26 protein-coding genes and 1 pseudogene are annotated in these 24,641 nt (G+C 67.0%); 11 read left to right on the forward strand and 16 right to left on the reverse strand.

Features of this window, described 5'->3' with window-relative positions:
- Positions 1 to 2 precede the first annotated feature (2 nt).
- Entirely contained in the window at positions 3 to 1,580 is a 1,578-nt protein-coding gene (locus tag ACTIMF_RS00205) for a Rieske 2Fe-2S domain-containing protein (protein ID WP_442348256.1), read from the forward strand.
- Positions 1,581 to 1,584: 4 nt separating this feature from the next.
- The gene (locus ACTIMF_RS00210; RefSeq protein WP_442348257.1) at positions 1,585 to 2,259 is read left to right on the forward strand and encodes a TetR/AcrR family transcriptional regulator; all 675 of its coding nucleotides are present in this window, start codon (positions 1,585 to 1,587) and stop codon (positions 2,257 to 2,259) included.
- A 230-nt stretch (positions 2,260 to 2,489) separates the two neighbouring features.
- Here the strand turns inward: ACTIMF_RS00210 and ACTIMF_RS00215 are convergent, their stop codons facing one another.
- Together ACTIMF_RS00215 and ACTIMF_RS00220 are read right to left on the reverse strand one after the other, a co-directional pair.
- Positions 2,490 to 3,203: a CPBP family intramembrane glutamic endopeptidase gene (locus tag ACTIMF_RS00215; protein WP_442348378.1), complete on the reverse strand. Its 714-nt coding sequence runs from the start codon at positions 3,201 to 3,203 to the stop codon at positions 2,490 to 2,492.
- An 88-nt stretch (positions 3,204 to 3,291) separates the two neighbouring features.
- A complete protein-coding gene (locus tag ACTIMF_RS00220) occupies positions 3,292 to 4,044 on the reverse strand; it encodes a DUF2470 domain-containing protein (protein WP_442348258.1) in 753 nt (250 codons plus the stop codon).
- Positions 4,045 to 4,195: 151 nt separating this feature from the next.
- On the opposite strand from ACTIMF_RS00220, the gene pheA reads away from it, so the two are divergent.
- Positions 4,196 to 5,116, forward strand: a complete 921-nt coding sequence (gene pheA, locus ACTIMF_RS00225; protein WP_442348259.1) for a prephenate dehydratase — start codon at positions 4,196 to 4,198, stop codon at positions 5,114 to 5,116.
- Position 5,117: 1 nt separating this feature from the next.
- Positions 5,118 to 5,765: a histidine phosphatase family protein gene (locus ACTIMF_RS00230; protein ID WP_442348260.1), complete on the forward strand. Its 648-nt coding sequence runs from the start codon at positions 5,118 to 5,120 to the stop codon at positions 5,763 to 5,765.
- Between the two features lie 66 nt (positions 5,766 to 5,831).
- Here the strand turns inward: ACTIMF_RS00230 and ACTIMF_RS00235 are convergent, their stop codons facing one another.
- The 3 genes and pseudogenes from ACTIMF_RS00235 to ACTIMF_RS00245 all read right to left on the reverse strand — a co-directional run.
- Positions 5,832 to 6,182 carry a metallopeptidase family protein gene (locus ACTIMF_RS00235; RefSeq protein ID WP_442348261.1) on the reverse strand — a complete coding sequence of 117 codons (351 nt, stop codon included), beginning with the start codon at positions 6,180 to 6,182 and terminating at the stop codon, positions 5,832 to 5,834.
- 8 nt (positions 6,183 to 6,190) lie between these two features.
- Positions 6,191 to 7,570: a septum formation family protein gene (locus ACTIMF_RS00240; RefSeq protein ID WP_442348379.1), complete on the reverse strand. Its 1,380-nt coding sequence runs from the start codon at positions 7,568 to 7,570 to the stop codon at positions 6,191 to 6,193.
- A pseudogene (locus ACTIMF_RS00245) lies at positions 7,456 to 7,698 on the reverse strand (hypothetical protein); the annotation flags it as partial. The gene ACTIMF_RS00240 and the pseudogene ACTIMF_RS00245, both read right to left, overlap by 115 nt.
- 127 nt (positions 7,699 to 7,825) lie before the next feature.
- Between ACTIMF_RS00245 and serS the strand changes: the two are divergent.
- The 3 genes from serS (at position 7,826) to ACTIMF_RS00260 (ending at position 11,069) form a co-directional block, all read left to right on the forward strand.
- Positions 7,826 to 9,082, forward strand: a complete 1,257-nt coding sequence (gene serS, locus ACTIMF_RS00250) for a serine--tRNA ligase (RefSeq protein ID WP_442348262.1) — start codon at positions 7,826 to 7,828, stop codon at positions 9,080 to 9,082.
- A gap of 135 nt (positions 9,083 to 9,217) precedes the next feature.
- A complete protein-coding gene (locus ACTIMF_RS00255) occupies positions 9,218 to 10,495 on the forward strand; it encodes an LCP family protein (protein ID WP_442348263.1) in 1,278 nt (425 codons plus the stop codon).
- Between the two features lie 25 nt (positions 10,496 to 10,520).
- Positions 10,521 to 11,069, forward strand: a complete 549-nt coding sequence (locus tag ACTIMF_RS00260) for a ferritin (protein ID WP_442348264.1) — start codon at positions 10,521 to 10,523, stop codon at positions 11,067 to 11,069.
- A 29-nt stretch (positions 11,070 to 11,098) separates the two neighbouring features.
- Here ACTIMF_RS00260 and ACTIMF_RS00265 read toward each other — a convergent pair whose 3' ends face one another.
- The 4 genes from ACTIMF_RS00265 to ACTIMF_RS00280 form a co-directional block, all read right to left on the reverse strand.
- Complete coding sequence (locus ACTIMF_RS00265) at positions 11,099 to 12,013, reverse strand: DUF5926 family protein (protein ID WP_442348265.1); 915 nt, start codon at positions 12,011 to 12,013, stop codon at positions 11,099 to 11,101.
- 83 nt (positions 12,014 to 12,096) lie between these two features.
- A complete protein-coding gene (locus tag ACTIMF_RS00270; protein WP_442348266.1) occupies positions 12,097 to 12,882 on the reverse strand; it encodes a glycerophosphodiester phosphodiesterase family protein in 786 nt (261 codons plus the stop codon).
- Positions 12,879 to 13,631 carry a DUF4328 domain-containing protein gene (locus tag ACTIMF_RS00275; RefSeq protein ID WP_442348267.1) on the reverse strand — a complete coding sequence of 251 codons (753 nt, stop codon included), beginning with the start codon at positions 13,629 to 13,631 and terminating at the stop codon, positions 12,879 to 12,881. The genes ACTIMF_RS00270 and ACTIMF_RS00275 overlap by 4 nt, the downstream gene beginning before the upstream one ends.
- Before the next feature lie 218 nt (positions 13,632 to 13,849).
- Positions 13,850 to 14,182, reverse strand: coding sequence for a rhodanese-like domain-containing protein (locus tag ACTIMF_RS00280; protein ID WP_442348380.1), 333 nt, complete (start codon positions 14,180 to 14,182; stop codon positions 13,850 to 13,852).
- A gap of 465 nt (positions 14,183 to 14,647) precedes the next feature.
- Between ACTIMF_RS00280 and ACTIMF_RS00285 the strand changes: the two genes are divergently transcribed.
- Positions 14,648 to 15,382, forward strand: a complete 735-nt coding sequence (locus ACTIMF_RS00285) for a VOC family protein (protein WP_442348268.1) — start codon at positions 14,648 to 14,650, stop codon at positions 15,380 to 15,382.
- A gap of 35 nt (positions 15,383 to 15,417) precedes the next feature.
- Here ACTIMF_RS00285 and ACTIMF_RS00290 read toward each other — a convergent pair whose 3' ends face one another.
- Both ACTIMF_RS00290 and msrA read right to left on the reverse strand, forming a co-directional pair.
- Positions 15,418 to 16,488 carry a winged helix DNA-binding domain-containing protein gene (locus ACTIMF_RS00290; RefSeq protein ID WP_442348269.1) on the reverse strand — a complete coding sequence of 357 codons (1,071 nt, stop codon included), beginning with the start codon at positions 16,486 to 16,488 and terminating at the stop codon, positions 15,418 to 15,420.
- The gene (gene msrA, locus ACTIMF_RS00295) at positions 16,488 to 17,201 is read right to left on the reverse strand and encodes a peptide-methionine (S)-S-oxide reductase MsrA (RefSeq protein ID WP_442348270.1); all 714 of its coding nucleotides are present in this window, start codon (positions 17,199 to 17,201) and stop codon (positions 16,488 to 16,490) included. The genes ACTIMF_RS00290 and msrA overlap by 1 nt, the downstream gene beginning before the upstream one ends.
- A gap of 143 nt (positions 17,202 to 17,344) precedes the next feature.
- On the opposite strand from msrA, the gene ACTIMF_RS00300 reads away from it, so the two are divergent.
- The gene (locus tag ACTIMF_RS00300; RefSeq protein ID WP_442348271.1) at positions 17,345 to 17,974 is read left to right on the forward strand and encodes a superoxide dismutase; all 630 of its coding nucleotides are present in this window, start codon (positions 17,345 to 17,347) and stop codon (positions 17,972 to 17,974) included.
- A 67-nt stretch (positions 17,975 to 18,041) separates the two neighbouring features.
- Here ACTIMF_RS00300 and ACTIMF_RS00305 read toward each other — a convergent pair whose 3' ends face one another.
- From ACTIMF_RS00305 to ACTIMF_RS00320, 4 genes are all read right to left on the reverse strand, one after another.
- On the reverse strand, positions 18,042 to 18,587 hold the full coding sequence (locus ACTIMF_RS00305) for a dihydrofolate reductase family protein (RefSeq protein ID WP_442348272.1): 546 nt from the start codon (positions 18,585 to 18,587) through the stop codon (positions 18,042 to 18,044).
- Positions 18,584 to 19,525: a helix-turn-helix domain-containing protein gene (locus ACTIMF_RS00310; RefSeq protein ID WP_442348273.1), complete on the reverse strand. Its 942-nt coding sequence runs from the start codon at positions 19,523 to 19,525 to the stop codon at positions 18,584 to 18,586. The genes ACTIMF_RS00305 and ACTIMF_RS00310 overlap by 4 nt, the downstream gene beginning before the upstream one ends.
- Before the next feature lie 65 nt (positions 19,526 to 19,590).
- Positions 19,591 to 20,340 (reverse strand): energy-coupling factor transporter transmembrane component T family protein, encoded by a 750-nt coding sequence (locus ACTIMF_RS00315; protein WP_442348381.1) that lies wholly within the window; start codon positions 20,338 to 20,340, stop codon positions 19,591 to 19,593.
- Between the two features lies 1 nt (position 20,341).
- Positions 20,342 to 22,366 (reverse strand): ABC transporter ATP-binding protein, encoded by a 2,025-nt coding sequence (locus ACTIMF_RS00320; protein WP_442348274.1) that lies wholly within the window; start codon positions 22,364 to 22,366, stop codon positions 20,342 to 20,344.
- Positions 22,367 to 22,525: 159 nt separating this feature from the next.
- Between ACTIMF_RS00320 and ACTIMF_RS00325 the strand changes: the two genes are divergently transcribed.
- Together ACTIMF_RS00325 and ACTIMF_RS00330 are read left to right on the forward strand one after the other, a co-directional pair.
- Positions 22,526 to 23,251 carry a TMEM165/GDT1 family protein gene (locus ACTIMF_RS00325; protein ID WP_442348275.1) on the forward strand — a complete coding sequence of 242 codons (726 nt, stop codon included), beginning with the start codon at positions 22,526 to 22,528 and terminating at the stop codon, positions 23,249 to 23,251.
- A gap of 53 nt (positions 23,252 to 23,304) precedes the next feature.
- Positions 23,305 to 24,066 carry an SDR family NAD(P)-dependent oxidoreductase gene (locus tag ACTIMF_RS00330; protein WP_442348276.1) on the forward strand — a complete coding sequence of 254 codons (762 nt, stop codon included), beginning with the start codon at positions 23,305 to 23,307 and terminating at the stop codon, positions 24,064 to 24,066.
- A gap of 31 nt (positions 24,067 to 24,097) precedes the next feature.
- On the opposite strand, the gene ACTIMF_RS00335 is transcribed toward ACTIMF_RS00330, so the two are convergent.
- Positions 24,098 to 24,550, reverse strand: a complete 453-nt coding sequence (locus ACTIMF_RS00335; RefSeq protein ID WP_442348277.1) for an XRE family transcriptional regulator — start codon at positions 24,548 to 24,550, stop codon at positions 24,098 to 24,100.
- Between the last annotated feature and the right edge of the window lie 91 nt (positions 24,551 to 24,641).

Here is a 24,641-nt window from a genome sequence, read left to right on the forward strand (position 1 = left end):
CCGTGCAGATCACGAGCATCGGCCACGCAGGCTTCCACATCCAGACCGATGCAGGCAGCATCGTCTGCGACCCTTGGGTGAACCCCGCCTATTTCGCCTCGTGGATCCCGTTTCCGGACAACACCGAACTCGACTGGAAGACCATCGGCGACTGCGACTACCTGTACGTCTCGCATCTGCACCGCGATCACTTCGACGAGAAGAACCTCATCGAGAACATCAACAAGGACGCCACCGTCCTGCTGCCCGACTATCCGGTGCCGGACCTCAAACGCGAACTGGAGCGTGTCGGGTTCACCAAGTTCGTCGAGACCGACGACTCCCGCAAGCACCGCCTGTCCGGGCCGAAGGGCGAGCTGGACATCATGATCGTCGCGTTGCGAGCACCTGCCGACGGCCCGATCGGCGATTCGGGTCTGATCGTCGACGACGGCGAGACCGTCTGCTTCAACATGAACGACGCCCGGCCCGTCGACCTCGACGTCATCCGTGAGCAGTTCGGTCGCGTCGACGTCCACTTGCTCCAGTACTCGGGCGCGATCTGGTACCCGATGGTCTACGACATCCCACGCAAGTCGAAGGCCAACTTCGCCATGCAGAAGCGTCAGCGCGGGATGGATCGAGCTCGTTCGTATATCGAGCAGGTCGGCGCCACCTGGGTGGTTCCGTCGGCCGGACCCCCGATGTTCTTGGACGACGACCTGTACTCGCTGAACGACTTCAACACCGACAGCGACTCCGACAAGGCGAGCATCTTCCCCGACCAGGCGGACTTCCTGGAACAGATGCGGACGCACGGCACCGACGACGGCGTCCGCCACCGCGGTCTGATGATGGTCTCGGGGTCGAGTGCCGAGTTCCACGGCGACGAGCTCCTAGAGTTGTCGCACCCGTACCCGCCCGAGCAGATCTTCGGCGAGGGCAAGAAGGCCTACCTCGATTCCATGAAGGAGAAGTTCGCCCCGGTCATCGCGGCCCAGAAGGCGACGTGGGCGGCGGCCGACGGCGAGCCGCTCCTCCCCCAGCTGAAAGCGCTGTTCGAACCGATTATGGCGGCGTCCGACCTGATCTCCGACGGGATCGGCTATCCGGTCGGACTGGTCGTCGGGGACGAGACCTTCGTGCTCGACTTCCCCAGAAGGTCCGTGCGGATGCGCGAGGACGGCGACGGCAAGTATCGCTACGGATTCCGTATCGCGCCGGAGTTGATCCGCACAGTGTTGCGCGACGACGAACCGGACTGGGTCAACACGATCTTCCTGTCGACGCGCTTCACGACATGGCGTATCGGCGGTTACAACGAGTACCTGTACACGTTCTTCAAGTGCCTGAGCGCCGAACGGATCGCGTACGCGGACGGCTGGTTCAACGAAGCGCACGACGACGAGGCGTCGATCGAGTTGGACGGCTGGAAGATTCAACGTCGCTGTCCGCATTTGAAGGCTGATCTGAGCGCGTTCGGGGTCGTCGAGGGCGAGAAGCTGACGTGCAACCTGCACGGATGGCAGTGGGACCTGGCGAGCGGACGATGCCTGACGTCCAAAGGCCACGAATTGCGCTCGGAGCGTATCGAGTCTTGAGGTGATGAAAGCGCCCCACACCGACCGAAACGCGGAGCCCGGTTGGGCGCCCGGTGAGGCGCCCGACCGGTCGTACGGCGGCCGGTCGCTCCCGGATCGGCGTGCCGACCGTCGCAAGAGGTTCCGTGACGCCGGCCTCGAATTGTTCGGCACGGTCGGCTTCGCGCGGACGACGATCTCTGCGCTGTGCGCCGAAGCGGGTCTGTCGCGCCGTCAGTTCTATGAGGAGTACTCGGGCAGCGAAGAACTGATGGTCGAGATCTACGACGAGATCCAGTCGACCACACGCGACCGTGTCGACCAGGCCGTACTCGCCGCAGATCACGCCGATCTCGACGTCGTAGCCTATGCGGCGATGAGCGCGTACATCGACAGCGTCGCCACCGATCCGCGGTCTGTCCGATGCCTGTTCGTCGAGGCGGGCGGGATCTCCGAGACCATGGAGAAGCATCGGATCGCGGGACGCGACGACTGGTCGAAGTACCTGGTGAGCGCGATCGGGATGTTGCCGGGCACGAGACGCTGGACGATCGACTACCGTGCGACGGCCTTCATCGGCTCCACGACCGCGGTGATCCATCGGTGGGCGACGTCTGACGAGCGACCCGACCGGGCCGAGATCGTCGCCCTGCTCGCGCATCTGTTGGTGCAGTTCGCTACCGATGATGACCCCGCCTGAGCCGATGGCCCGACCGTCTGGTGATAGGGGTTACCGCATGATACATTTACGCGCGTGTGAGACGCGGCAGTCTCACACGCGCCGGTCGCCGTGCCTTTCACCGGCGACCCGTCGGACTCGGTCCGGGTGGAATTGGGGCTCTTGGGAGGGAGCCACTCGGATCGTCAGAGCGCGGCACGGATGGGGGTACGTCCCGCCACCGTGTCGCGCCCCCTCGATTCGGGGCCCCGTCACAGACCCAACCAGCCGAGATGATCACTGAGCAGCGCGTAGCCCACGAACGCGACGATGTCGATCACCGAGTGCGCGACGATCAACGGCCACAACCGGTTCGTCTTCTGAAACCAGCGGCCGAACACCAGCCCCATCACGACGTTGCCGAGCCCGCCGCCGACCCCTTGGTACAGGTGGTATCCGCCTCGTAGGAGCGACGATGCGATGAGGCTTGTACCGTCCCGCACCCCCAACTGCTTGAGCCGAACCATCAGGTAGCCGACGACGATCACCTCTTCGGCGACTGCGTTGCCGACCGCGACGAGACACAGCATCAGCAGCCGCCACCACGTGGTGTCATCCGACGCAGGCGACAGTTGTGCGTTGACACCGAAGGCGGACGCTGCCGCGACGAGCGCGAGACCAGGGAGCCCGATGAGGGCCGCCAGACCGAGACCGGGCGGCACATCGCGCGCGGTCAACCTGCCCACACCGACCGCGGACGGCCGGAAACCACTGCGCCACAACAAGTAGACGCCGAGCGCACCGGTCGCGAACAGTTTCACGATCCGCATCGACTGACGAAGCACGTCGATCACGACGTTGGACGACGTCTCCGGATTGAGCGCGACCGTCGTCTGTGAGACGCCTGCTCCGAGCTGCATCTCGATCAGCGACAGAAGAGCGTAGAGCGCCGAGAACCCGAAGGTGAAGATCCCAACGAGCACCATCTCCACGATGATCGCCCGCCGCTCGGCCGGATCGTCGACTCGGGTCAGCTGCACCCTGTCACATTACGGCGGGGTGGTCTGTGGGCGCTCAGCAGAAGGACTGGTGATCGAGTTCAGGATGCAGGGCCAGCGCCTGGAGCGCAGCCGAAAGATCGGCGATACGACTGACGGGGCGGCTGAACGGGAGACGGACATCGGAGTCCGAATCGGCGGACTCGATGCGGAAGGTCAGGCCGAATCGGTCCAGCCGAAGGGGGCGGACGCGCCCGCACCGCATTGCGGGCGGAATCCGACGTGCCAGCTGATGAATGAGGTCGGCGTGGTCGCTCTCCAGGTGTGCAAGCCAGTCGTTCTCGTACGCCCAGAACATGTCGGGTTCGGCGCAGGCCAGGTCGTCGATGTCCACTGCCCCGGCACCGACCGCCGTAGCGATGACCGCCGTCTCCAACGCCATGCGGACCATCGAACACCCATGTCCGACATCGAGAAGCCGCTCATCGGGATGATCACCCGCGATCTCGACCGCGAGCTCGCGCTGCAGATCCGTCGGCACCTCGTGCAACGACCCGGTCAGCCACACCAATGACCGCACACGTTCACGCAATGGCAGCGGGGCGCAGTCGATCACCTCGACGACGGCCGACGACTCGTCGGTGTCGACCGCGACGGCCAGAGCGGGCGCATCGTCGGCGACCAGCAGAAATGCATCGCCCTCGAAGAGATGGATCATCGCGACGGTGTCCGGCGCGCCAGAGCCGTCCACAGAGAGCGTTCCGCCCTGCGCCCGACGGCAGGCCGTCTGGATCATCTCGGCGTCGCATGGGGCAACGATCGTGGCCATAGGATCCTCCAGCATCTTCCGGGTCACCGAATCAATTCCGATATAGGCAACCCTAACTTACGTATGCCTAACCTAGTTCGCAGTCGGCGCTGCGTCAACGCTTCGGCTCACGGCGAGCGCATCCACTCCGGTGCTCGACTACTGTGGAGCCGTGCCAGTCTTCGCTTACTTCGGTCCCGCGGGCACCTTCACCGAGATGGCTCTCGACGCGATCCTCGCCACCCGTTCTGACGCCGACGTCGACAAGCGTGCACTGTCGAGTCCGCTCGCGGTGATCGCCGCCGTCCGGGCGGGCGATGCCGACTTCGGTTGCGTGCCGATCGAGAGTTCGTTGGAGGGCGCCGTCCCGGCCACCATGGACGCGCTCGTCCCCCACGACGGGCAGCGCCGCGTCCAGGCGTATGCCGAGGTCGCGCTCGACATCGCGTTCACCGTCGCCGCCCGCGAGCCGATGGCCGCCGACGCGGTGGCGACGGTCGCCGCCTATCCGGTCGCCTCCGCGCAGGTCCGCCGCAGCGTCGCCGAACGGTTCGGTAACGCCGAGTTCGTGATCGCGACGTCGAACGCCGCCGCAGCAGCCGACGTCGCAGCCGGCCGCGCCGACGCCGCCGTGACCACGGCCGCAGCTGCGCGCCTTCACGGACTCGTAGCGTTGGCCGACGGGGTCGCCGACGCCGACGACGCCGTGACGCGCTTCCTGCTGCTCGGCCGACCCGGACCGCCGACCCCCGCAACCGGCGCCGACCGCACCAGCGTCATCCTCGACCTCCCGAACACTCCGGGGAGTCTGGTGGCGGCGATGAGCGAGTTCGCGATGCGCGACATCGACCTGACCCGGATCGAATCGCGCCCGCGCGGATCCGGAGCACCCGGCCAGTACCGCTTCTACCTCGACGCTCGCGGACACGCGAGCGACGCGGCAGTCGGCGAGGCGCTGCGTGCGCTGCACCGAACCGCAGAGAACGTCGTCTACCTCGGGTCGTGGCCGATCGACCGGGGCGCTGCGTCCCTGCCGCCCGACCACCGTGAATCTCACGAATGGTTCACCCGTCTGCTGGAAGGAAACGACTGAGATGGCCCGCCTCCACCTGGTCCGACACGGGGAGACGACCTCGAACGTGATGCGGATCCTCGACACCGCCCTGCCCGGCGCATCGCTCACCGACTTCGGCGCACGCCAAGGCGTCCGCTTCGGTCTGGAGCACCCCGACGGGAAGCCTGCCGTCCTGGTCCACTCTGCCGCCAACCGCGCCCGGCAGACCGCTGAGATGATCGCCTCGGTCTGGGAGGCCGACGCTCGCGAAGTGGACGGTGTGCACGAAGTCCAGGTCGGCGACCTCGAGGGGCTCAGTGACAAAGAGTCGCACGAGAAGTTCCACGACGTGGTCACCCGCTGGCACCACGGGGAACTCGACGCGCGGATCCCGGGCGGCGAGTCGCTGGAGATGCTGCACGAACGCTATCTGCCGGTCGTCGACGAACTCACCACGAAGTATGTGACCGGGGAGGGGCGCGATGTGTATCTCGTCTCGCACGGCGCCGCGATCCGGTTGATCGCCGCACACCTGTCCGGGATCGACTCGGAGTTCGCGCTCAAGAACTATCTGCCCAACACCGGATCCGTCGTCCTCGAACCCAGCGACACCGGATGGACCGTCGCGCGCTGGGGCGTCGCCGATCTGGCTGACGGTGACGGGAGCCCCGCAGACCCGATGGGTTGAGCAGCACCCGATTCGATCCGACGCGACGGCTGCAGGGCAGCCTGTTCGGCGTGGACGAACTCCCGTTCAGCCCCACCCGTTCTCGTGCAGCCACCGGTCGTCGATGCCGAAGTGGTGTCCGACCTCGTGCAGCACGGTGACGGCCACCTCGTGGCGCACCTGGTCGGGAGTCGAGCAGACCGCCAGGAGCGGTTCGCGGAAGATCTCGATCGTGTCGGGAAGAAACCCCGAGTAGTCGTTGGTGCGCTCGGTGAGCGAGACGCCCGTGTACAGCCCGAGGATCGACGGATCCTCGGGGTGCTGGTCGCGTACGAGGACCACCACGTTCGACATCGCGTCGGTCAGTTCGTCGGGCAACAGGTCGAGGGCATCACCGACGAGCTCTTCGAATACTCGATTCGACATCGATACGGGCATGCCCGACATCATCCCCCAGGAGCGGGGATCTCCCGACTGTCGGGGTTGTACCCGGGCGGCAACGGCACCGGCGAACCGACCGAGCGACCGGGTGGGCCCTTCTCCGGCGGCTCCGGGAGACGACCGTTGATCAGCACCTGTTCACGTGCGTCGCCCACGAGAGTCGCGAAACCACCGCGGTTGGGCAGCGCCGTGTAGCAGACCACTCGGCGGCTGCCAGTGAGCCAACTGACCTCGGAGATCACCGACCACTGCACGTTGAGGGTCGTCTCCTCGAACTTCGACGCTCCGCCGAAGAACTTGTTGGTCTGGTTCGGGCAGATCTTCGTCAGATACTCGTTCTGATCGCGCACACTCGGCCACGTTTTGCCGGAGGTGCGTCCGCCGAAACGCTGGGAGAGGTCGACGACGCCCGTCGTCTGGAAGGCGTGCGGCTCCGAGCAGTCGACGACGGCGCTCGTTGCCTTCCGCGTGCTCTTGTCGATGCCGATACAGGTGCCTGCGGGCCACGTGAACGACTGGTCGATGTCGGCGACGAGCCCGGTGAACTGCTCCTGAACGCCCTTTGCCCCCGGCTGCTCGATACCGCAGCGCAGGACACGGGCACCCTTCTCCCACTGGACCTTCGACGGGAACATCAGTCCGGACGCGAAGCGGCCCTGTGGATCGAGGCCGCCACCGAGGTAGCGGTCGACTATCGCCGGGCAGTTCTCGTCGCGGATGGATCCGAAGCGTTCGGGCCCCGGCCACGGGGCCGCCGCCGAGAACTCGGACGTCGGGAAGGTCTCCGTGTCGAGTGCGCCGGCCACCTCGAACCGGTGCGGTTTGGCGCAGTCGGTGAGGCTCGGTTCCCCGGGCTTCGCATCGTCCCACTGGAGGCAGTCGCCCGGCTCGGAGCGCGTGAAGTCGTTCTCGACGAGTGCGTTGCCCTCGCCGATCACCGTCGATCCGACGCTTCCGTGATCGGAGAAACCCCCTCTGGCCAAGAGCACGCCACCCGCAGCGACACCACCGATGAGGATCGCGGCCAACAAGGTCAGGAGCCGCCCGCGGGACCGGTGGCGACCGGTGCGGCCGCTGTCGGCGACGGCGGGTGTTGGCCCGTCGGTGGCCGCCCCTTCGGCGTCCTCGCCCGCCCCGTCCCAATCAGCCTCGTCCCAATCCGCGCCGTCCCAATCCGCGCCGTCCCAATCCGCGCCGTCCCACTCACTGTCGTCCCAGCCGGCCTCGCCCCAATCAGCCTCGCCCCAATCAGCGCCGCCCCGATCAGCGCCGCCCCGATCAGCGCCGCCCCAATCAGCCTCGTCCCGATCAGCGTCGTCCAACTGGTTGTCGGCGGCTGCGTCCGCCCAGTCGTCGGAGTCGTGGTCGGCGTCTGTGCCGGGCAAGTACTCGGTGTCCGGTGAGTGCGCCCCACCAGGTGAGTGAGCCGCAGGCGCATAGGCACCGTCGTCTGAGACCACGGTGTCCTCGACCGCGTCGTCGGCGGCGTCGGACGCCGTGGCGGCGTCGGCATCCTGCGGCGACAGGTCGTCGCCGTCTCCCGGTCGGTGGCTGTCAGAACTCATCTCCTCCATCATGCCTGGTCGCCCTCGACGATGTCGTCCCCTGGGGCACGAACACGCCCAGGTAGGGTTCTAAGAGTGATCGACCTGAAGATCCTGCGTGAAGATCCCGACCTCGTCCGCGCGTCGCAGCGCACCCGTGGCGAAGACCCCGAACTCGTCGACCGGCTACTCCAAGCGGACGCCGATCGACGCGAGGCGATCGCCGACGCCGACGCGCTGCGCACCGAGCAGAAAGCGCTCGGCAAGCAGGTGGGCGCGTCGTCCGGTGACGAGAAGGCCGCACTCCTGGCTCGCGGCAAAGAGCTCGCCGACCAGGTGAAAGCCGCTGTCGCCCGCCAGAAGGAGGCCGAGGAGACGGCCACCACCTGTCAGCGCGCCATCTCGAACATCGTGGCCGAACAGACCCCATCGGGCGGCGAGGACGACTACATCGTTCTCGAACACGTCGGCGAGCCGCGGCCCATCGAGAACCCGAAGGACCACCTCGAGATCGGCGAGCACCTCGGGCTCATCGACATGGAGCGCGGCGCGAAAGTTTCCGGTTCACGCTTCTACTTCCTGACCGGCCTCGGCGCGCAGTTGCAACTCGCCATGTTGAATATGGCCGCAGCCAAAGCGACCGCCAACGGGTTCACCCTGATGATTCCGCCGGTACTGGTCCGGCCGGAGGTCATGCAGGGCACCGGATTCCTCGGCTCGCACGCCGACGAGGTGTACCGCCTCGAGGCAGACGACCTCTACCTCGTCGGCACGTCGGAGGTGCCGCTGGCCGGCTACCACTCCGACGAGATCCTCGACCTGTCCGACGGTCCGAAGCGCTATGCGGGCTGGTCGACGTGCTTTCGTCGCGAAGCCGGCTCATACGGCAAGGACACCCGCGGCATCATCCGCGTCCACCAGTTCGACAAGGTGGAGGGCTTCATCTACTGCAAGCCCGAAGACGCCGACGCCGAGCACCAGAAGATCCTCGGCTGGGAGAAGGACATGCTCGCGGCGATCGCCGTCCCGTACCGCGTGATCGACGTGGCGGGCGGCGACCTCGGCAGTTCCGCGGCCCGCAAGTTCGACTGCGAGGCGTGGGTTCCGACGCAGGGCACCTATCGCGAACTCACGTCGACGTCGAACTGCACCACATTCCAGGCGCGCCGCCTGCAGGTGCGGTACCGCGACGAGAACGGCAAGGCGCAGACCGCCGCGACGCTGAACGGGACACTCGCGACGACACGCTGGCTGGTGGCCATTCTGGAGAACCATCAGCAGCCCGACGGCACGGTCCGACTCCCCGACGAACTCGCCCGGTTCGTCGGCGTCGATGTCCTCACGCCACGCTGATCCGAGACTGGGCTGATCCGAGACTTGGCTGATCCGAGACTTGGCTGATCCGGGACTTGATCGGGTCGTTCGAGGAATCGACGGACGGCGTCGACACCCAGGCCTCTTTCAGGTGCCATCGGTAACGTGGCGAGGATGAACGACCAGCCCGAGCCGCCGAGGAAGCGACGCCCTCCTCCCGGCGGGGAGCCCTATCGACCGCCGCAGGCCTGGTCGGCCGAACCCGGACCGCAACGGCGCTACATGCCTCCGCCCGGCGAGGAGCCGTTGCGGGGCCGCCCCGGATACGCACCGCGGCAGGAGCCGCAGCCGATCCCTCCGCAGGAACGGCATCGTCGGCCGGCGGGTCCGCAGCCCGGACCACCTCCGGGTCCGCCGCCGCCGCGACCTCGCCCCCGCCCCGAGTCGGGAGCCCCGCCACCGCCGCGACGACCCGCGGCCCCACGCCGCAAGCGCAAGCCGCGACGCATCCTGCGCATCGTCCTGGTGATCGTGCTGTTGCTGCTGATCACACCGGTCGCGCTGATGTTCTACTACGACACCAAGCTGCATCGTGTCGACGCTCTGTCGAACTATGCCGGCCGGGTCAGCGACACCCCTGGCACCACCTGGCTCGTCGTCGGTACGGATTCGCGTGCCGATCTCAGCCAAGAGGACAAGGATAAGCTCGCGACCGGCGACAGCGATGGGGCCCGCACGGACACGATCATGCTCGCGCACATCCCCACCACGGGTAAGCCGATGCTGATCAGCGTTCCGCGCGATCTGTACGTCCCGGTTCCCGGTCAGGGCAGCCACAAGATCAACTCGGCGTTCAACACCGGCGGTCCCGGACTACTGGTGCAGACCATCGAGCAGTTCTCGGGCGTCCATGTCGACCACTACATCGAGATCGGGTTCGGCGGATTCGACAAGGTCGTCGACGCAGTCGGCGGCGTCGAGATGTGTCTGGACAGACCACTGCGCGACCCGAAGGCCGGGCTCCGTCTGCCCAAGGGCTGTCAGACGTTGGACGGTGCGCAGTCACTGGGTCTGGTGCGCACTCGCGCATTCCCGAACGCCGACCTCGAACGCGTCGTCAATCAGCGCAAGTTCTTCTCTGCGCTCATGTCGAAGACCACGAGTCCGTCCGTGCTGTTGAATCCGTTCAAGTTGATCCCGTTCGCGAACGGCGCGGTGAACGCGGTGACCGTCGGCCAAGGCGACCACCTGTGGAATCTGGCGTGGCTCGCGTTCCGTCTGCGCAACCCCGTCACGACGACGGTCCCCGCCGCAGGCGACGAGATCACCGACGACGGCGATGCGTTGATCCCGGGCGACGACACCGCTAAGTTCTTCGAATACGTCAGCCGCGGCGTCGAGGTCCCCGAAGAATTGTTGAGCGGATCGAGCGGTTCGACCATCGGCGGCTAGGCCGAACGTCCTCTATTCTGAGCGTATGAGCCCGAGTCCGAGTCCGACTGAGTTTCAGGAACTACTCCACGAGCAGATCAGCAACGAGTTCTCGGCGTCGCAGCAGTACATCGCGCTCGGGGTCTGGTACGACGCGCACGATATGCCGCAGATGGCGCGTCACTTCTATGCGCAGGCGGTCGAAGAACGCAACCACGCCATGATGATCATCCAGTACTTCTTGGACCGCGACATCGATGTGCGGGTTCCCTCCGCTGCCGCCCCGACCACCGAGTTCGACGACTACGAGGACCCGATCGCGTTGGCTCTCGCCCAAGAGAAGATCGTGACCGAGCAGATCGTCGCATTGGCGAGTTCGGCACGCGACAACGGCGACTACCTGGGCGAGCAGTTCATGCAGTGGTTCCTCAAGGAGCAAGTCGAGGAAGTAGCTCAAATGACGACACTGCAGACCATCGCCCGCCGCGCCGACGGCAACCTGTTCGACCTTGAGAACTTCGTCGAGCGCGAACTGAACACCGCCGGAGCGGCTCCGGACGCGGCCGCTCCGCCCGCAGCAGGCGGCAACCTGTAGTAGGCCCGACCCGCCCGACACGCTTGTGCCTAGCGGATCGTCACCTGACGCGCGATGATGCCCGCCTTGGACGCGCGCTGTGCGGCGGTCAGGTCGGAGGTGTCGGCGAGGGCTTCGGTGAGCGCTTTGTCGAAGGCGTCGAGGCCGTCGTTCCATTCGGCGTGGTGGGCTTCGACATCGAGGTCGAAGACCGGGACGAGAAGCCCGTGGGTGCGGAACGACCCGGCGAACCGGGAGCCGACGCCGAGCGTCAACGCGCCCGCATCGTGGACACGCGCCAACGCGTTCATCAGTGAGTCCTCGCCTTCGGGTCGCACCCAGCGGAGATGCGCCTTCTCGCCCGCATCCACCCACCATGGCGCCCCGACGCCACTCGCGGGTGTCAGTCGCGCAGTCGGCAGGATGGTGTCGTTGGCGCGCTCGAGCATCGACGTGATCTGCGGATCGAGGTCGGCGTCGTCGGCGAACCACCAGGCGAAGTCGTCGTGGACCGCCACGTCGATCGACGCCGTCGCGTCGACGATGTCGGCGAGGTCGAGTTCGGTCGCCGAACCGTCGTACTCGCTTCCACTCGTCGCGGCAGCCGCCCAGGCGAGCGCACTCGCCACCGAGGTGCGGAGGTCGTCGGGGTCCGGGTCGGTCTGGAGGGCCGCGTGGCCGTGGGCCGGTGTGCCGCCGCTGACATCGGCGAACACGGCGCCGGGCAAGACCGTCGCGAATTCGACGGTCTGCTTCGCGTCGAAGTCGGCGGCGAACGGGACCGTGGCGGTCGCCGAGGCGATGAACGTGCGCATGGCGACGAGGTCGCATTCGGCGGCCAGACCCTCGAACGGGCGCACCGGCCCGGCGAGCGATGCGGCCTGCCGTGCCTTGCGTGCGGCTACTCGCTCGGCGCGATTGCTTCCCGGGCGCGGACCACTGCCGCGCTTGCTCTTCTTACCCATGCGTCCAATATCTCATGGACCTCGCCCCGGCCCGATCAGCAGGCGGCCCGATCAGCAGGCGGCCCGATCAGCAGGCGGCCCGATCAGTAGGCGGTGACCAGCCAGTCCCGTACGCGAGCCGGGTGATTGGTCGCCACCCAGCGCACACCTAGATCGGCACACAGTTGGACGTCGGGTTGCTCGTCGACGGTCCAACAGTAGGTGACGCGACCGGACGCCGCAGCACGGTCGACCAGTTCCGGGTGCGTGCGAAGCGTGGCGATGGACGGGCCGACCCCGGTCGCGCCGACGGCGGTGGCCGCGGTGCCGCCGATGATGCGAGCGCTGTCGCCGAGGAGGATGGTCGGGAGCATCGGCGCACTGCGGCGGATACGCCACACGCCGGCCGATGAGAACGAGATGACGACGGCGCGGCTGTGGTCGGCCGACGGTGGCGTGGCCACCCCGAACTCGTGGAGCGTTTCGAGGAGTTCCGTCTCGACGAGCGACCCGTAGCGGACGGGATGTTTGGTCTCGATGAACAGTCGGACCGGGCGATGCCAGTCGAGGGTCAGCGTGAGGAGTTCGCGCAGCGTCAACACCTGGGCGGGCGTGCCGCTGTGCCAAGACCCGAAGTCGTGCTCCCGGAGTTGGTCCAGGGTCATCTCACTGACCGCGCCGACCCCGTCGGAGACTCGTTCGATGGTCCGGTCGTGAATACAGACGAGTTGATGGTCGGCGGTCAGCCGAATATCGCATTCGAGCCCGTCTGCCCCTTGCTCGAGTGCCAGTTCGTACGCGCCGATCGTGTGCTCAGCGACCTCGCCAGACGCTCCTCGATGTGCGACGACGGCCGGCTTGCCCGACCGGGACACTCCAGGCCGAGTCACACTGCGACCAGTCGTCGTGCCGGTCGCTCGACCTCGACGTCGAGCGTCCCCGCGATGATCTCTATCCGGCGCACTGCCCAGTGTGCGAACACCGCGGATACCCCGAACACCAGTGCCACGAGGAACAACGCGTCCGCGTCGAGCTGCAGCGACGTCGTGCTCCACGCCGCGATTCGATAACCGACGGCTACCACCGCGAGCACGTTCACCAGCACCCACGCGATTGCCAGCCGCACGCGGACTCGGTCGGCGCGCGGATCGCGCCGACCGGCGACCGCTGCCTCGTGGAGAAGCCACGGCGCGCCGACCACGTTGACGAGCGGGACCATCGACAGCAGATACACGATCACGGTGGGCCGCGGGTCGACGAACCCGGCAGCCGCGTACTGCCGCTCCCGCAGCTGCCGCACCCATCGCCCGAAGGCGAGGACGGCCATGACGACCGCGACGAGCGCCATCAGGCCGAATACGAGCACGGCGATACTGCTGAGCCAGTCGATCCACATCAGGATCGGGCGTGTCCGGTTGACGACCGCCACGATGTACCGGACCGCGTGGACGACGCCCGCAGCAGCCAGGATCAATGCAGTCAACCGCAACGCCCGGGTCAACGCATCCGTCGTCACCGGGACCGGATCGACATCGTCAGCCTCCGGACGCGGAATGTCGACGAGTCCCCAGTGCGGCGTACTCGCGTAGGTCGGTGTCGGCCGACGCCCCGCCACGCGAGGCCCCCGGGGCGCTGGCATGGCCTTACGCGGTCGATGCGCCGCCCACCGGAGCGGGCGGCGAGCAGGCTGGACTCTGGGCTGCTGGGGAACGGGTTGTTGGGGAACGGGACCGCCCCGAGACACGACGACCGCACCCTGTTCATCGGTCTGAACGAGCGGCCCTCCGCAGCGCGGGCAGACGGTGCGGCCATCACGGTGCGGCGCTTGGATACGGCACGCCGGGCAGACGTCGAGGTTCACGCGTCTGCCGATCCGGTCACCACGGGCTTACCCGCGTTCTGCCACGCCACCATGCCGCCGGTGACGACTGCTCCGTCGATTCCGCGCATCAGCAGGTACTCCATGATCCGATACGAGCGGCCGCTGGTGCGACAGACGACGAGCAGTTCGCGGTCGAGGTCGATCTCCTCGACGCGGGCCGGGACGTCGGCCAGCGGGATGTGCAGAGCGCCTCGTATATGCGCCTGCGCCCATTCGTCGTCCTCACGGACGTCGAGCAGGATCCGGTCGCCGTCGCCGGTGAAGTCGTCAGGGAGGTCGGTCACCGCCACGGTCTCGATGTCGCCCATACTCACGCCATCCAGTTTTCCACACGTGAGGGACGGGGGTGGACCGTCGAACCGACAAGGGCTCAGCCGCCACTGTGAGTGTCGCCTTCAGCCGTCACTCAGAAATCGCCTGGATGCAACTATGCGACCCTGCATAGTTCTATCCACAAAGGCTGTCTTCACTGTCCTAAACCAGCCCCCCGCGATCTGTTCACAGGATCTCCGAAGCTGTGCATAACCCTGTGGAAATGTGGATAGACCTAGGTAGGAGGCGGTGCAAGTGTGTTACAGGTCTCGTTTTCGTGCCCGATTGGTCTGATCTCTACCCTCCGGACATCTGCCAGACATCCGCTCCTCATTAAAGTTATCCACATCCACAGGTGTGGATAACTTGGGGATAACACGCCGAGCGAAACTCTCAAGAAGAGGTTTGGAGTTGCCGGGACGGCACATCGCAGCACAACCACAGCGCCTAGAATTGACGGCGTGCATGTGGAATGGCTGACCGCGTATCTCGACTTCCCGGCCGCCCAATTCGGTGCCGAAGTCACCTTCTGGCGGGCGATCTCGGGCAGTACCGTGTCGCCGCCACGTGGCGACCACAAGGAGTTCGCGACTCTCGAACCGTTCAACGGCGATGCACACCTGCGCGTCCAACGGGTGGGCGACGACTCCGGCGGCACACATCTGGACATTCACGTGGCCGATCCCGTGTCCGCCTCGTTGGAGGCAGCCTCGCTGGGGGCGTCGCTGATCGCCGACTACGGCACCCATCGCGTGATGTCTTCGCCCGGCGGCGGCGTGTTCTGCCTCGTCCCACATCAGGGTGAGAGCGAACGAGCGCGTCCGATCCGTTGGCCGGGCGGCACCATCAGCATCATCGACCAGGTGTGCTTCGACGTGCCGACCGACCTGTTCGACGCCGAGGTCGCGTTCTGGGAAGCGCTCACCGGACATCCGACTCCGGGTCGGCACGACCCGGACCGCGTCGGCCTCACCCGGAATCCGAAACTAGCCCTCCAGGTGCTCCTCATCCGGTCCGACGTCACCGAGCCTGCGACGTACCTCGAGGTGGCTGCGACCGACATCGGCGACGAGGTCGAACGGCACGAGGGCTGGGGCGCATCAGTGGTGAAACAGTGCACCGGCCGTGTGATGATGGCCGATCCAGGCGGTCGGCGCTACTTCATCTCGGTACGAAATCCCCGAACAGGTTCGTAACAGCCAGGTTCGTAACAGAACGGGTTCGGGCCCCGTCAGGCCCGCATCTCGCGCACGGTCGCCACTTCACGCTCGACGTCGGTGCGTTCGGCTGTGGTCAGGTCACGGAGTTCGACCAGATCGATGCCGTCGCGCGTCGGCGTCCAGGTGGCGGCGAGTCTCCCGTCCACCAGAACGAATCCGGGGAAGCGTCCGTTCGGGGTGACGAGCGCAGCGTACAGGTCCGGGTCGGCGACACGGACGCGGTCGGCGTTGGCGACGAGGAGATTGTCGTAGGGAGCGACGAGGCGGACCGGAGCCGGTTCGTCGCCGGACGCGATCGGCAGCCCCTCCAGGTCGTAGAGTCGCTGCCCGGTCGGGCCGACGAGTTCCTGGAGTTCCCAGTCGGCCTCCATCGCCGCCATGACCGGCCCGAGACCGGTCAGTCCCGACCACGTCTGGACGGCTGCGACGGTCGCGGGCCCGAATCCGCGCAGGTAGAGCCGGACCAGATCCTTGCGAGCTTCGTCGCCGGTCACGGCGGGGACGCCGGGGCCGATCCAGTCGTCGAGATGCCGATATGCGGGCGCACCGGACGCCCGCCACAGGCCGCGCGGCGGTGTCTGGACCAGTGGGAGGCCCCACCTCGCGACGGCCGCGAGATCGGCGGGCGGCTCATCGGGCCACCGTCGTGCCAGCCCGTCCCGCAGCTCGGCTCCGGGCACGGGATCGTCTGTGGCGCCGAGGAGTTCGGCGGCGTAGGCGGTGACGTCGTCCACGGTGACGCCACGGAGTCGCTTGCCGTGGTTGGTGGCGGCCGCCGTAGCGATCGACGGTTGTACGAGCTCCCTGATCCACCGGGCGTCGAGTCCGTCCATCAAGAAGACGGTGCCGCGCTGCAGGGTCATCCGGACGAGTTCGCGGCCGGTGAGGAGGGCGTCGACATCGGCGGGATCGAAGTCGTGCACGCGGCACGCCAGCCCGTAGAACGCGGCCTGCGGGTCCTGCGACTGCATCCCGACGAGACGGTCGACGACCTCGACGACGTCGTCGTCGACCCGTTCGAGCAGATGTTGCCGCTCGAGCAGGGTGCGATTCCACTGCTCGAGCGTCAGGGTGCGCGCCATCAGGCGGGGAACGCCAGCCCGGTGCTCACGTGACAGCGGTATCCGTTCGGGTTCTTGAACAGGTATTGCTGATGGACGTCTTCGGCGTAGTAGAAGTGACCGTCGCCTGCGTCGGCGAGGGAGAGGACCTCCGTGGTGATCGGGCCGTATCCGGCATCGGCCAGCGTCGGACCGTACCGCTGCGCGGTCTCGACTGCTAGACGCGTCGCCTCGTCGTCGAGTCCGTATACGGCGGAGCGGTACTGGGTGCCGACGTCGTTGCCCTGACGCATCTCCTGCGTCGGATCATGCGAGGTGAAGAACACCTCGATGAGGCGTTTGAGCGACGTCTCCTCCGGATCGAAGACGACGAGGACCGCCTCGGTGTGTCCGGTCTGCGCGGTGCACACCTCCTCGTACGTCGGGTTCGGCGTGTAACCGCCCGCGTAGCCGACTGCCGTCGTGTAGACGCCCGGCTGCTGCCAGAAGATCTCTTCGATGCCCCAGAAGCAACCGCCCGCAAGGACGACTGCCTGTCGATCCGGTCCCCAGTCGCCGATCCCATTCGGTCCGAATCCTCCTGCGGCGTCGGACTGTCCGCGCATCGGGTGACCGGTGACAAGGTTCTTCTCACGCAGCGGCATCAGCGTGTCACGGCCGGGCAGAGCATTCTCACGCGCAACCATCGCGGTCTTGACTGCGGACGCGGCGAAGATACGGTCGAAGATGCTCATGCGTCCAGGCTACGGCGTGCCGGTGAAATCCAGTCGACGGGAATAGACCGGTGAGCGGATCTGTTGCAATAAGCATCCGTGTGGGGAAATGTTGTTGACTGGACCCAGTACGGATCTGGAATCAATTTGTAGAGAGGATCATCGTGGCTGAATACACCCTGCCCGAACTCGATTACGACTACGGCGCTCTCGAGCCGCACATCTCCGGCAAGATCATGGAGCTGCACCACAGCAAGCACCACGCGACCTACGTCAAGGGCGCGAACACCGCCCTCGAGAACCTGGCAGCCGCACGCGACGACGACAGCATCGCAGGCAAGGTCTTCGGTCTCTCCGCCAACCTGGCGTTTCACCTCGGTGGTCACACCAACCACTCGATCTTCTGGAAGAACTTGTCGCCCAACGGCGGCGGCGAGCCGACCGGCGATCTCGCCGAGCAGATCGGCACCGACTTCGGTGGCTTCGAGAAGTTCAAGGCTCACTTCACCGCGGCAGCCACCACCCTGCAGGGCAGCGGCTGGGCCATCCTGGGCTACGACACCATCGGCCAGCGCCTGGTGATCGAGCAGTTGACGGACCAGAGCGGCAACACGTCCGCCGCCCTCATCCCGGTCGTCATGCTCGACATGTGGGAGCACGCCTTCTACCTCGACTACCAGAACGTCAAGCCGGACTACGTCAAGGCTTGGTGGAACGTCGTGAACTGGGAGGACGCTTCCGAGCGCCTCGCCCGCGCGAAGACCCAGTATTCGGGCCTGATCGTTCCCGCCTGATTTTCTACTGACGCCGACGGCGGTCGCCCCTCACCGGGGCGACCGCCGTTCGTGTTTCTCGGGAGTCTCAGTCGCGCGGGCCGACGACGCGGTACCGGCCAATGAGGAACGCCTTGTTGCGGGCCGTCTCCAGCAACTCGAAGCCGAAGGCACGCGGGAACAGCGGCCGCCCGGAGCCGGCCGTCGCAGGCGCATAGGAGACGGTCATCTCGTCGAGCATCGACGCCTCGGCGAACTGTGCGGCCAGATCGCCGCCACCGACCACCCACACGTCCTTCTCCCCTGCGGCCGCCTCCAGCTTCGGGCGATGCTCGGCTGGCGGGCCGGAGAGCACAGTGACCGACGGGGCGACGACATCGACGTCACGGTGCGTGAACACGAACGTCTGGTAGTCGCCGTACGGCCACGGTTCACCGCTCTCGGCGATGTGGTCGACAACCCACAGATAGGTGGTCGCTCCCATGACGATCACGCCGGTCGCCGCCATCAATTCGTCGATGTTGAACGGCCCGTCGTCGTCGATCGGCTGAGTGAGAAGCCATGCGAGCGAATCGTTCTCGTCGGCGAGGAAGCCGTCGAGCGTGCAGGCGGTGTAGTAGACGTACGAGGTCATGCGAGCTCTCCTTGGTTGCGGCGTTGCCACACGATGGGGTCTGGGTCGAGGTCCGGCGCACTGACGTCGATGCCCGCGTCGGCGAGCATCCACCGTGCAAGCAGCCGACGGTGGGCCGAGAACGTCAGTTCGTGGACGACGATCTGGGCCAGCCGAAAGGACTCCGGTGGGTCGCACAACGCGTCGACGATCCAGTCGGCCCATCGGTTACAGCGGTCGATATCGCGGACTGTCGCGAGCCACCTCCCGCTGACGTCGTCGTGACGCGACTGCAACGCCGCGATATCGCGGACCGGCGTCATATCGGGCATCCGAGCTCCAGCGATGGTGGCGAGCCACGGCTCCTTACTGACCACCAGGTGCCAGAGGACCTCCGCGAGGGTCTCGTCGGGTCCGTCCCAGTGGCGGGGTGCACTGCCCGGCAAACGGACCGCCGTGAGCTCGGTGCTCGACAGGTCGGCGCACGCGCCGAGAACCGACGCGATATCGGCGACGTCATGGCGCACCTGCAAAGAGAGCACGTCGCCCGCGGACTCCTCGTTCCGCGAGTCGCCGCGCCCCGAGTCGACGTACAACACGGTCGGCGAGTGGAAGTGGATTCCGTTCGGCGCGGGCAACCAGTGTCCGCCGCGGCCGGCGGCCGGCATCCCCGTCGGCGGGTGCCCGTACGCCCGAGAGAAGGCCCTACTGAATCCTTCGACGCTCTCGTAGCCCGCGGCGAATGCCGTATCGGTGACGTTCGCGCCGTGCTGCAGTTCCCACGCCGCCCGCTCGAGAATCACTCGGCGCCGCAATGCGACCGGCGACTCCCCCGCGCCCACACGCACCGATCGGGCGAAATGGAACGGTGACGTGTATGCGGCGGCAGCCATCTCGCGTAGTCCGTCGCGCGACTCGTCGAGAACCGCATCGAGCAGGCGTCGCAGTGGATCACTCATCTATCCAGTATCTGCTCGCGACGGCGGCGAACGCTTGACCGTTCTTGCTCAGCGAGCAGCCCGGGTCACAAGAACACGATCGCGGCCGCGGCGACCCCGGCGGACACGACGAAGAACACGACGAGGACGACGGCGTCGAGGCGGCCAGGCCGCGACGGGTACGCCGTGAGGCGACCGGTACCGCCGCGGGCGGTGATCGCCTCGGACATCTCGGCGCTGCGACGCATGGCCGACGACATGGCGGCGACGATGATGTCGATGACCCCCAGCTCGGCGGACGGGTGCCCGGACGCCGCCTTCGACTTCGGGCGCAGCTTGTGCGCGGCCCACAGCAGACGCATCTCGTCGATCAGCAGCGGCAGTCCGCGTAACGACAACGCGATCGTGACCGCCCACTCGTCGACCGGCAGGCGCAGCCAGCGCAGCGGCCGCATCAGGACGGCGATCGCCGGCGCCAGCTCGGCCACCGGCGTCGTCCACACCACCAGCACGGACATCGCGACCACGACCAACCCGAGGAGCACCGCACGCAATGCGGTGAGCCCGCCGTCCGAACCGCGCGCCACCCACGACCACGCGACGCCGACCACCATCAACGCCCAGAACCACCACGGCGGACGCGGCAGAGCCCCCACCGGGATCCCGGCGATCAGCGCGAACACGATCAGGCAGACGGCGACGAAGCCGAGCGCGGGCCACGACGGCAGTATCCACGTCATGAGCCCGAGGACCAGGATGACGATCAGTTTGGTGCCTGCCCACAACCGGTGGATCGGCGAGTCACCCGGGATCTGACGCAACATCGGGATCTGCATGTCAGACACCGCCTTCCAGGACGCCTGCGACGAGTTCGACGCGGCGGTTGCAGACTCGGTCGAGCGACTCGAGGTCGTGGGAGATGATGACGATCGTCGCCCCGTGATCACGCAGGGACGCCAGCACGGTCAGCACCTCTTCGCGCGCTTGCGGGTCGAGGCCAGCGAGTGGCTCGTCCAACACCAGGACTTCCGGTTCGGACGCAATCAACGATGCGAGGACCACCCGACGCATCTGCCCGCCGGACAACGAGTCGACGCGTTTGGCCGCGAACTCGCGCGGCAGCGATACGAGGTCGAGCACCCGCCCCACCTCGGTGGTGCCGACCTTCTCGCCGCCGACCGCCATGATCTCGTCGCCGACGCTCACCTTCTGCAGTTGCAGACGGGCATGCTGGAATCCGAGGCCGACCCGTCCGACGTTGTCGGCGACCGACTCGCCACCGAGCAGCACCTGCCCGGACGTCGGCTCGGTCAGCCCGGCGAGGATCCACGCCAATGTCGACTTACCCGAACCGTTTCCGCCGACGATCAGCATGCCGTCGCCGCGATCGACGCGCAGGTTCACGCTGTGCAGCGCGGTCACCTCCCACGGCGACCCCTGAAGGTATGTGTGCGCAACACCGTCGACCGCGAGCAGCGGCTGGCCGCCGATCGGTGCGGACGCCAGGGCGGGCGCCGCGCTCTCGGGTCGCATCCACTCCGGGTGATGGTCGACGACTCGCCCGTCCGTAAGGTGGATGATCCGATCGGCGGCCCGCGCCTCGGAGTCACGATGCGTGATGAGGACCACGGTGATGCCGTGACGTCTGGGCAGTTCGGCGAGGATCGAGATGAGATCGTGGCGGCCCTGCGGGTCGACCATCGATGTCACCTCGTCGGCGATGACCAGACGTGGACCCCGCGCGAGTGCCGCCGCCACGGCGAGCCGCTGCTGCTGACCGCCCGACAGGTCGGAGGTGTCGCGATCGCCGAGCCCGGCCAGACCTACCTCCGCGAGCAGACCGTCGATGTCGACGGCCGTGTCGTCGGGCAGGCCCCATACGAGGTCGTCTGCCACCCGCGAGCCGAGCATCTGCGCCTCCGGTCGCTGTAGGACCAGTGCGGTTCCGCCCGCACGCCCCAGCCCCGGCGATCCGGGGCGGTCGACGACGCCGATCGTCGGGTCGACGCCGGAGAGGATCTTCGCGAGCGTCGACTTGCCCGATCCGTTGGCGCCGACGACGGCGACGAACTCGCCCGGATGCAATTCCAGGTCGATGCCGGTCAGCACGTCGCGCGTCGTGCCGGGATAGCGGTAGCCGACGCCGACCGCGCGCATCGGCAACGGAGCGGGCTGCTCGTCGGCGACGGTAGTGTGCGCGGCTTCGAGAGTGTCGTCAAGTCGCACGTCGGCGAGCCGGTCGAGGACCTTGCCGAGCATCCAGCCTGCAACGAGGATCGTCAGGAATGTGCCGACGGTGCCGGGAATCCAGATCCACAGCCACCAGTGGTCGACGACGTTGCCGGAAAAGCTCTCGATTGCATCGCCCACCCCGTCGAGACCTAATACTCGCACCGTCTTGGCCAGACCGGTCAGGATATTGTCGAAGACTTCCAGAGCCAGGCGACGCAGCGGGACGAGAACCCACATCAGCGCGACGGAGATGCCGGCGATGAGCGGCGACGTGATCAGCGCGGCGAGTGTCAGGACTGCGGCTCCACCGCCGCGGCGGCGAACTTCGCCGACGATTCCACCGACCACCGCCGTCGCCGCGACCGCGAACGCGGTCCCGAGCCCGGCCACCGCGAACGTGACTGCGACCGTCGTGACGAAGGCCGCGATGACCGCACGCAGCCGCGTGCGGGCGGCGAGCAATGCGATCGGGACCGGAGCGGCGAAGCCGAGGGCGGCCGCCATCGGGACCACCGCGACGATGACGGCGGGGACGACGGTGAGACCGCTGAAGATCGCGATCGACGCGATCTCGATCGGTCGGAGTGGTCCGGTCGGGGCGCTCCGGACGTCGACTGCAGGGGAGATCACCGCACCATTGTGCCTGCCGAGACGTGGCTCGATATCCAGCGAGGGCTGCCTCACCCGAGATTGAGGTGGCCCGAAGAGCCGCATGCGGCCTCCCGACCTGCGAATTCACGGATTCACCGAGTGTTGAATGAGGGATGCGGGTCACCTTAGCCTGGCATTATGTTCGCTGCCCTGGCGTTGAGTTTCGCCGTCATCTTCGTCGCCGAGCTAGGCGACAAGTCCCAGCTGATGGCGATGACCTTCGCACTCCGCTACCGCTGGTGGATAGTCCTCACCGCGATCCTGACCGCGACGACGCTGGTACACGCGGCATCGGTGTTCTTCGGACACTTCCTCGGCCTGTCGATCCCGACCGAACTCCTCTCGATCGCCGGCGGGCTCTCGATGCTGGTGTTCGGGTTCTGGACGCTGCGCGGCGACGAACTCGACGACGACGAGGCCGCCCGAGCCGGTCGGGTCGGCCGATCGGTGTTCTTCGCCGTCATGTCGTCCTTCCTGCTCGCCGAACTCGGCGACAAGACGATGCTGGCGACCATCACCCTCGCGGCGGACAACGACTGGCTCGGTGTCTGGATCGGTTCGACGATCGGAATGGTGGCCGCCGACGCGTTGGCGATCGTCGTCGGACGGCTCCTCGGCCGCCACCTACCCGAACGCTCCATCGCGCTCGGCGCGGCCGTCGGGTTCTTCGTGTTCGCGACCTGGCTCGTGGTCGACGGCCTGACCGGGGCGTCTGCCGTTGTCATCGCGTCGACCGTCGCCGCGACCGTCGTCATCGTGGTGGGCGGAATCTGGTGGATCGTCGCCACGCGACGCCGTCGCGCAGCCGAGGCCGCGGCCACAGATACCGAGCTACCGATCGATCGCTCGGCCTCCGTGCGTTAGAGTCTCCTCGACCGGGCCTACCGAGGCCGTGGACCGAAGAAAAGGACTCTCGAATGGACGTCACCGGCTCCGCCGTCATCGTCACCGGCGCCGCCTCCGGGCTCGGCGCCGCCACCGCCAAGCGTTTCGCCGCCGAAGGCGCCACCGTCTTCGGCATCGACCTGCAGCCCTCCATCGACAAGGCCGAGAAGGTCGACGGCGTCCAACTCGTCGCCGCCGACGTCACCAGCGAGACCGAGGTCCAGGCCGTCATCGACCAGATCGCCGAAGCCGGCATCCCGCTGCGCGTCACGGTCAACTGCGCGGGCGTCGGCTGGGCCTCACGCATCCTCGGCAAGGAGGGCCCGCACGATCTCGACCTGTTCCGCAAGGTCATCGAGATCAACCTGATCGGCACGTTCAACGTGATGCGGCTGGCCGCCAACCGCATGCAGGCCGAGAGCGTCGTCAACGACGACAACGCGCGCGGAGTGATCATCAACACCGCGTCGGTCGCCGCATTCGAGGGCCAGATCGGCCAGATCGCGTACACCGCGTCGAAGGGCGGCGTGCACGCTATGACGATCTCCGCGGCTCGCGACCTCGCTCGCGCAGGAGTCCGAGTCTGCACCATCGCGCCGGGCACCATCAACACCCCGATGCTCGCGGGCGTCACTCCGGAGATCAAGAAGACCCTCGAGGCAGGCATCCCCTTCCCGGCGCGCCTGGGCGAGCCCTCCGAGTACGCCGACCTCGCCGCGCTCATCGTCGGCCACGACTACCTCAACGGCGAGACCATCCGCATGGACGGTGCGCTCCGCATGGCGCCGCGCTAGCAAATCGGCGCGAGACTCGCGCGAGAGTCCGTCAGCCCACTGCTTCGTCGACCAGATGCAATGCCTGGTCGTCCAGGGCGACGGACTCTCGCCGTTTATGCAGCACGTCGACGAGTTCGTCGACGACGGCCACCGTCTCCTTCGGAAGCCCCGCGAGCCGCTGCGCCACACGATGCACTTCGGGGTCGGCCATCGCCCGGAACTGCTCGATCTCCATCCGGCTGCGCCGCTCGTTGTCGTCGGACAGGAAGTGCCGGATGTCGACGTTGAACGCCGCTGCGAGCCCCTCGACGGTGCGGAACGAGGGCGATTTCGCTTTGCCGGAACGCAATTGGCTCAGATACGACTCCCCGATTCGATACCCGCGGTCCGCGGCCCGCTGCGCGATGGTCTTCGCGCTGTACGGCCGCCCGTCCGGCCCCGGCAGACTCCGGAACAACTCGTCCAGCCGCAAGGCGAACACGCCCGCCTCCCCGTCCGACATATTCTCCTCGCCCCTTCTCACGCCCCCCGGCTACTAGCCGTCTCCGACTCAGTCGCAGACATTCAATACTGTTCGCAAGCGGTTTGGCAAT

This window comes from Gordonia sp. (in: high G+C Gram-positive bacteria) (genome assembly GCF_052106715.1).
Taxonomy (GTDB): domain Bacteria; phylum Actinomycetota; class Actinomycetes; order Mycobacteriales; family Mycobacteriaceae; genus Gordonia.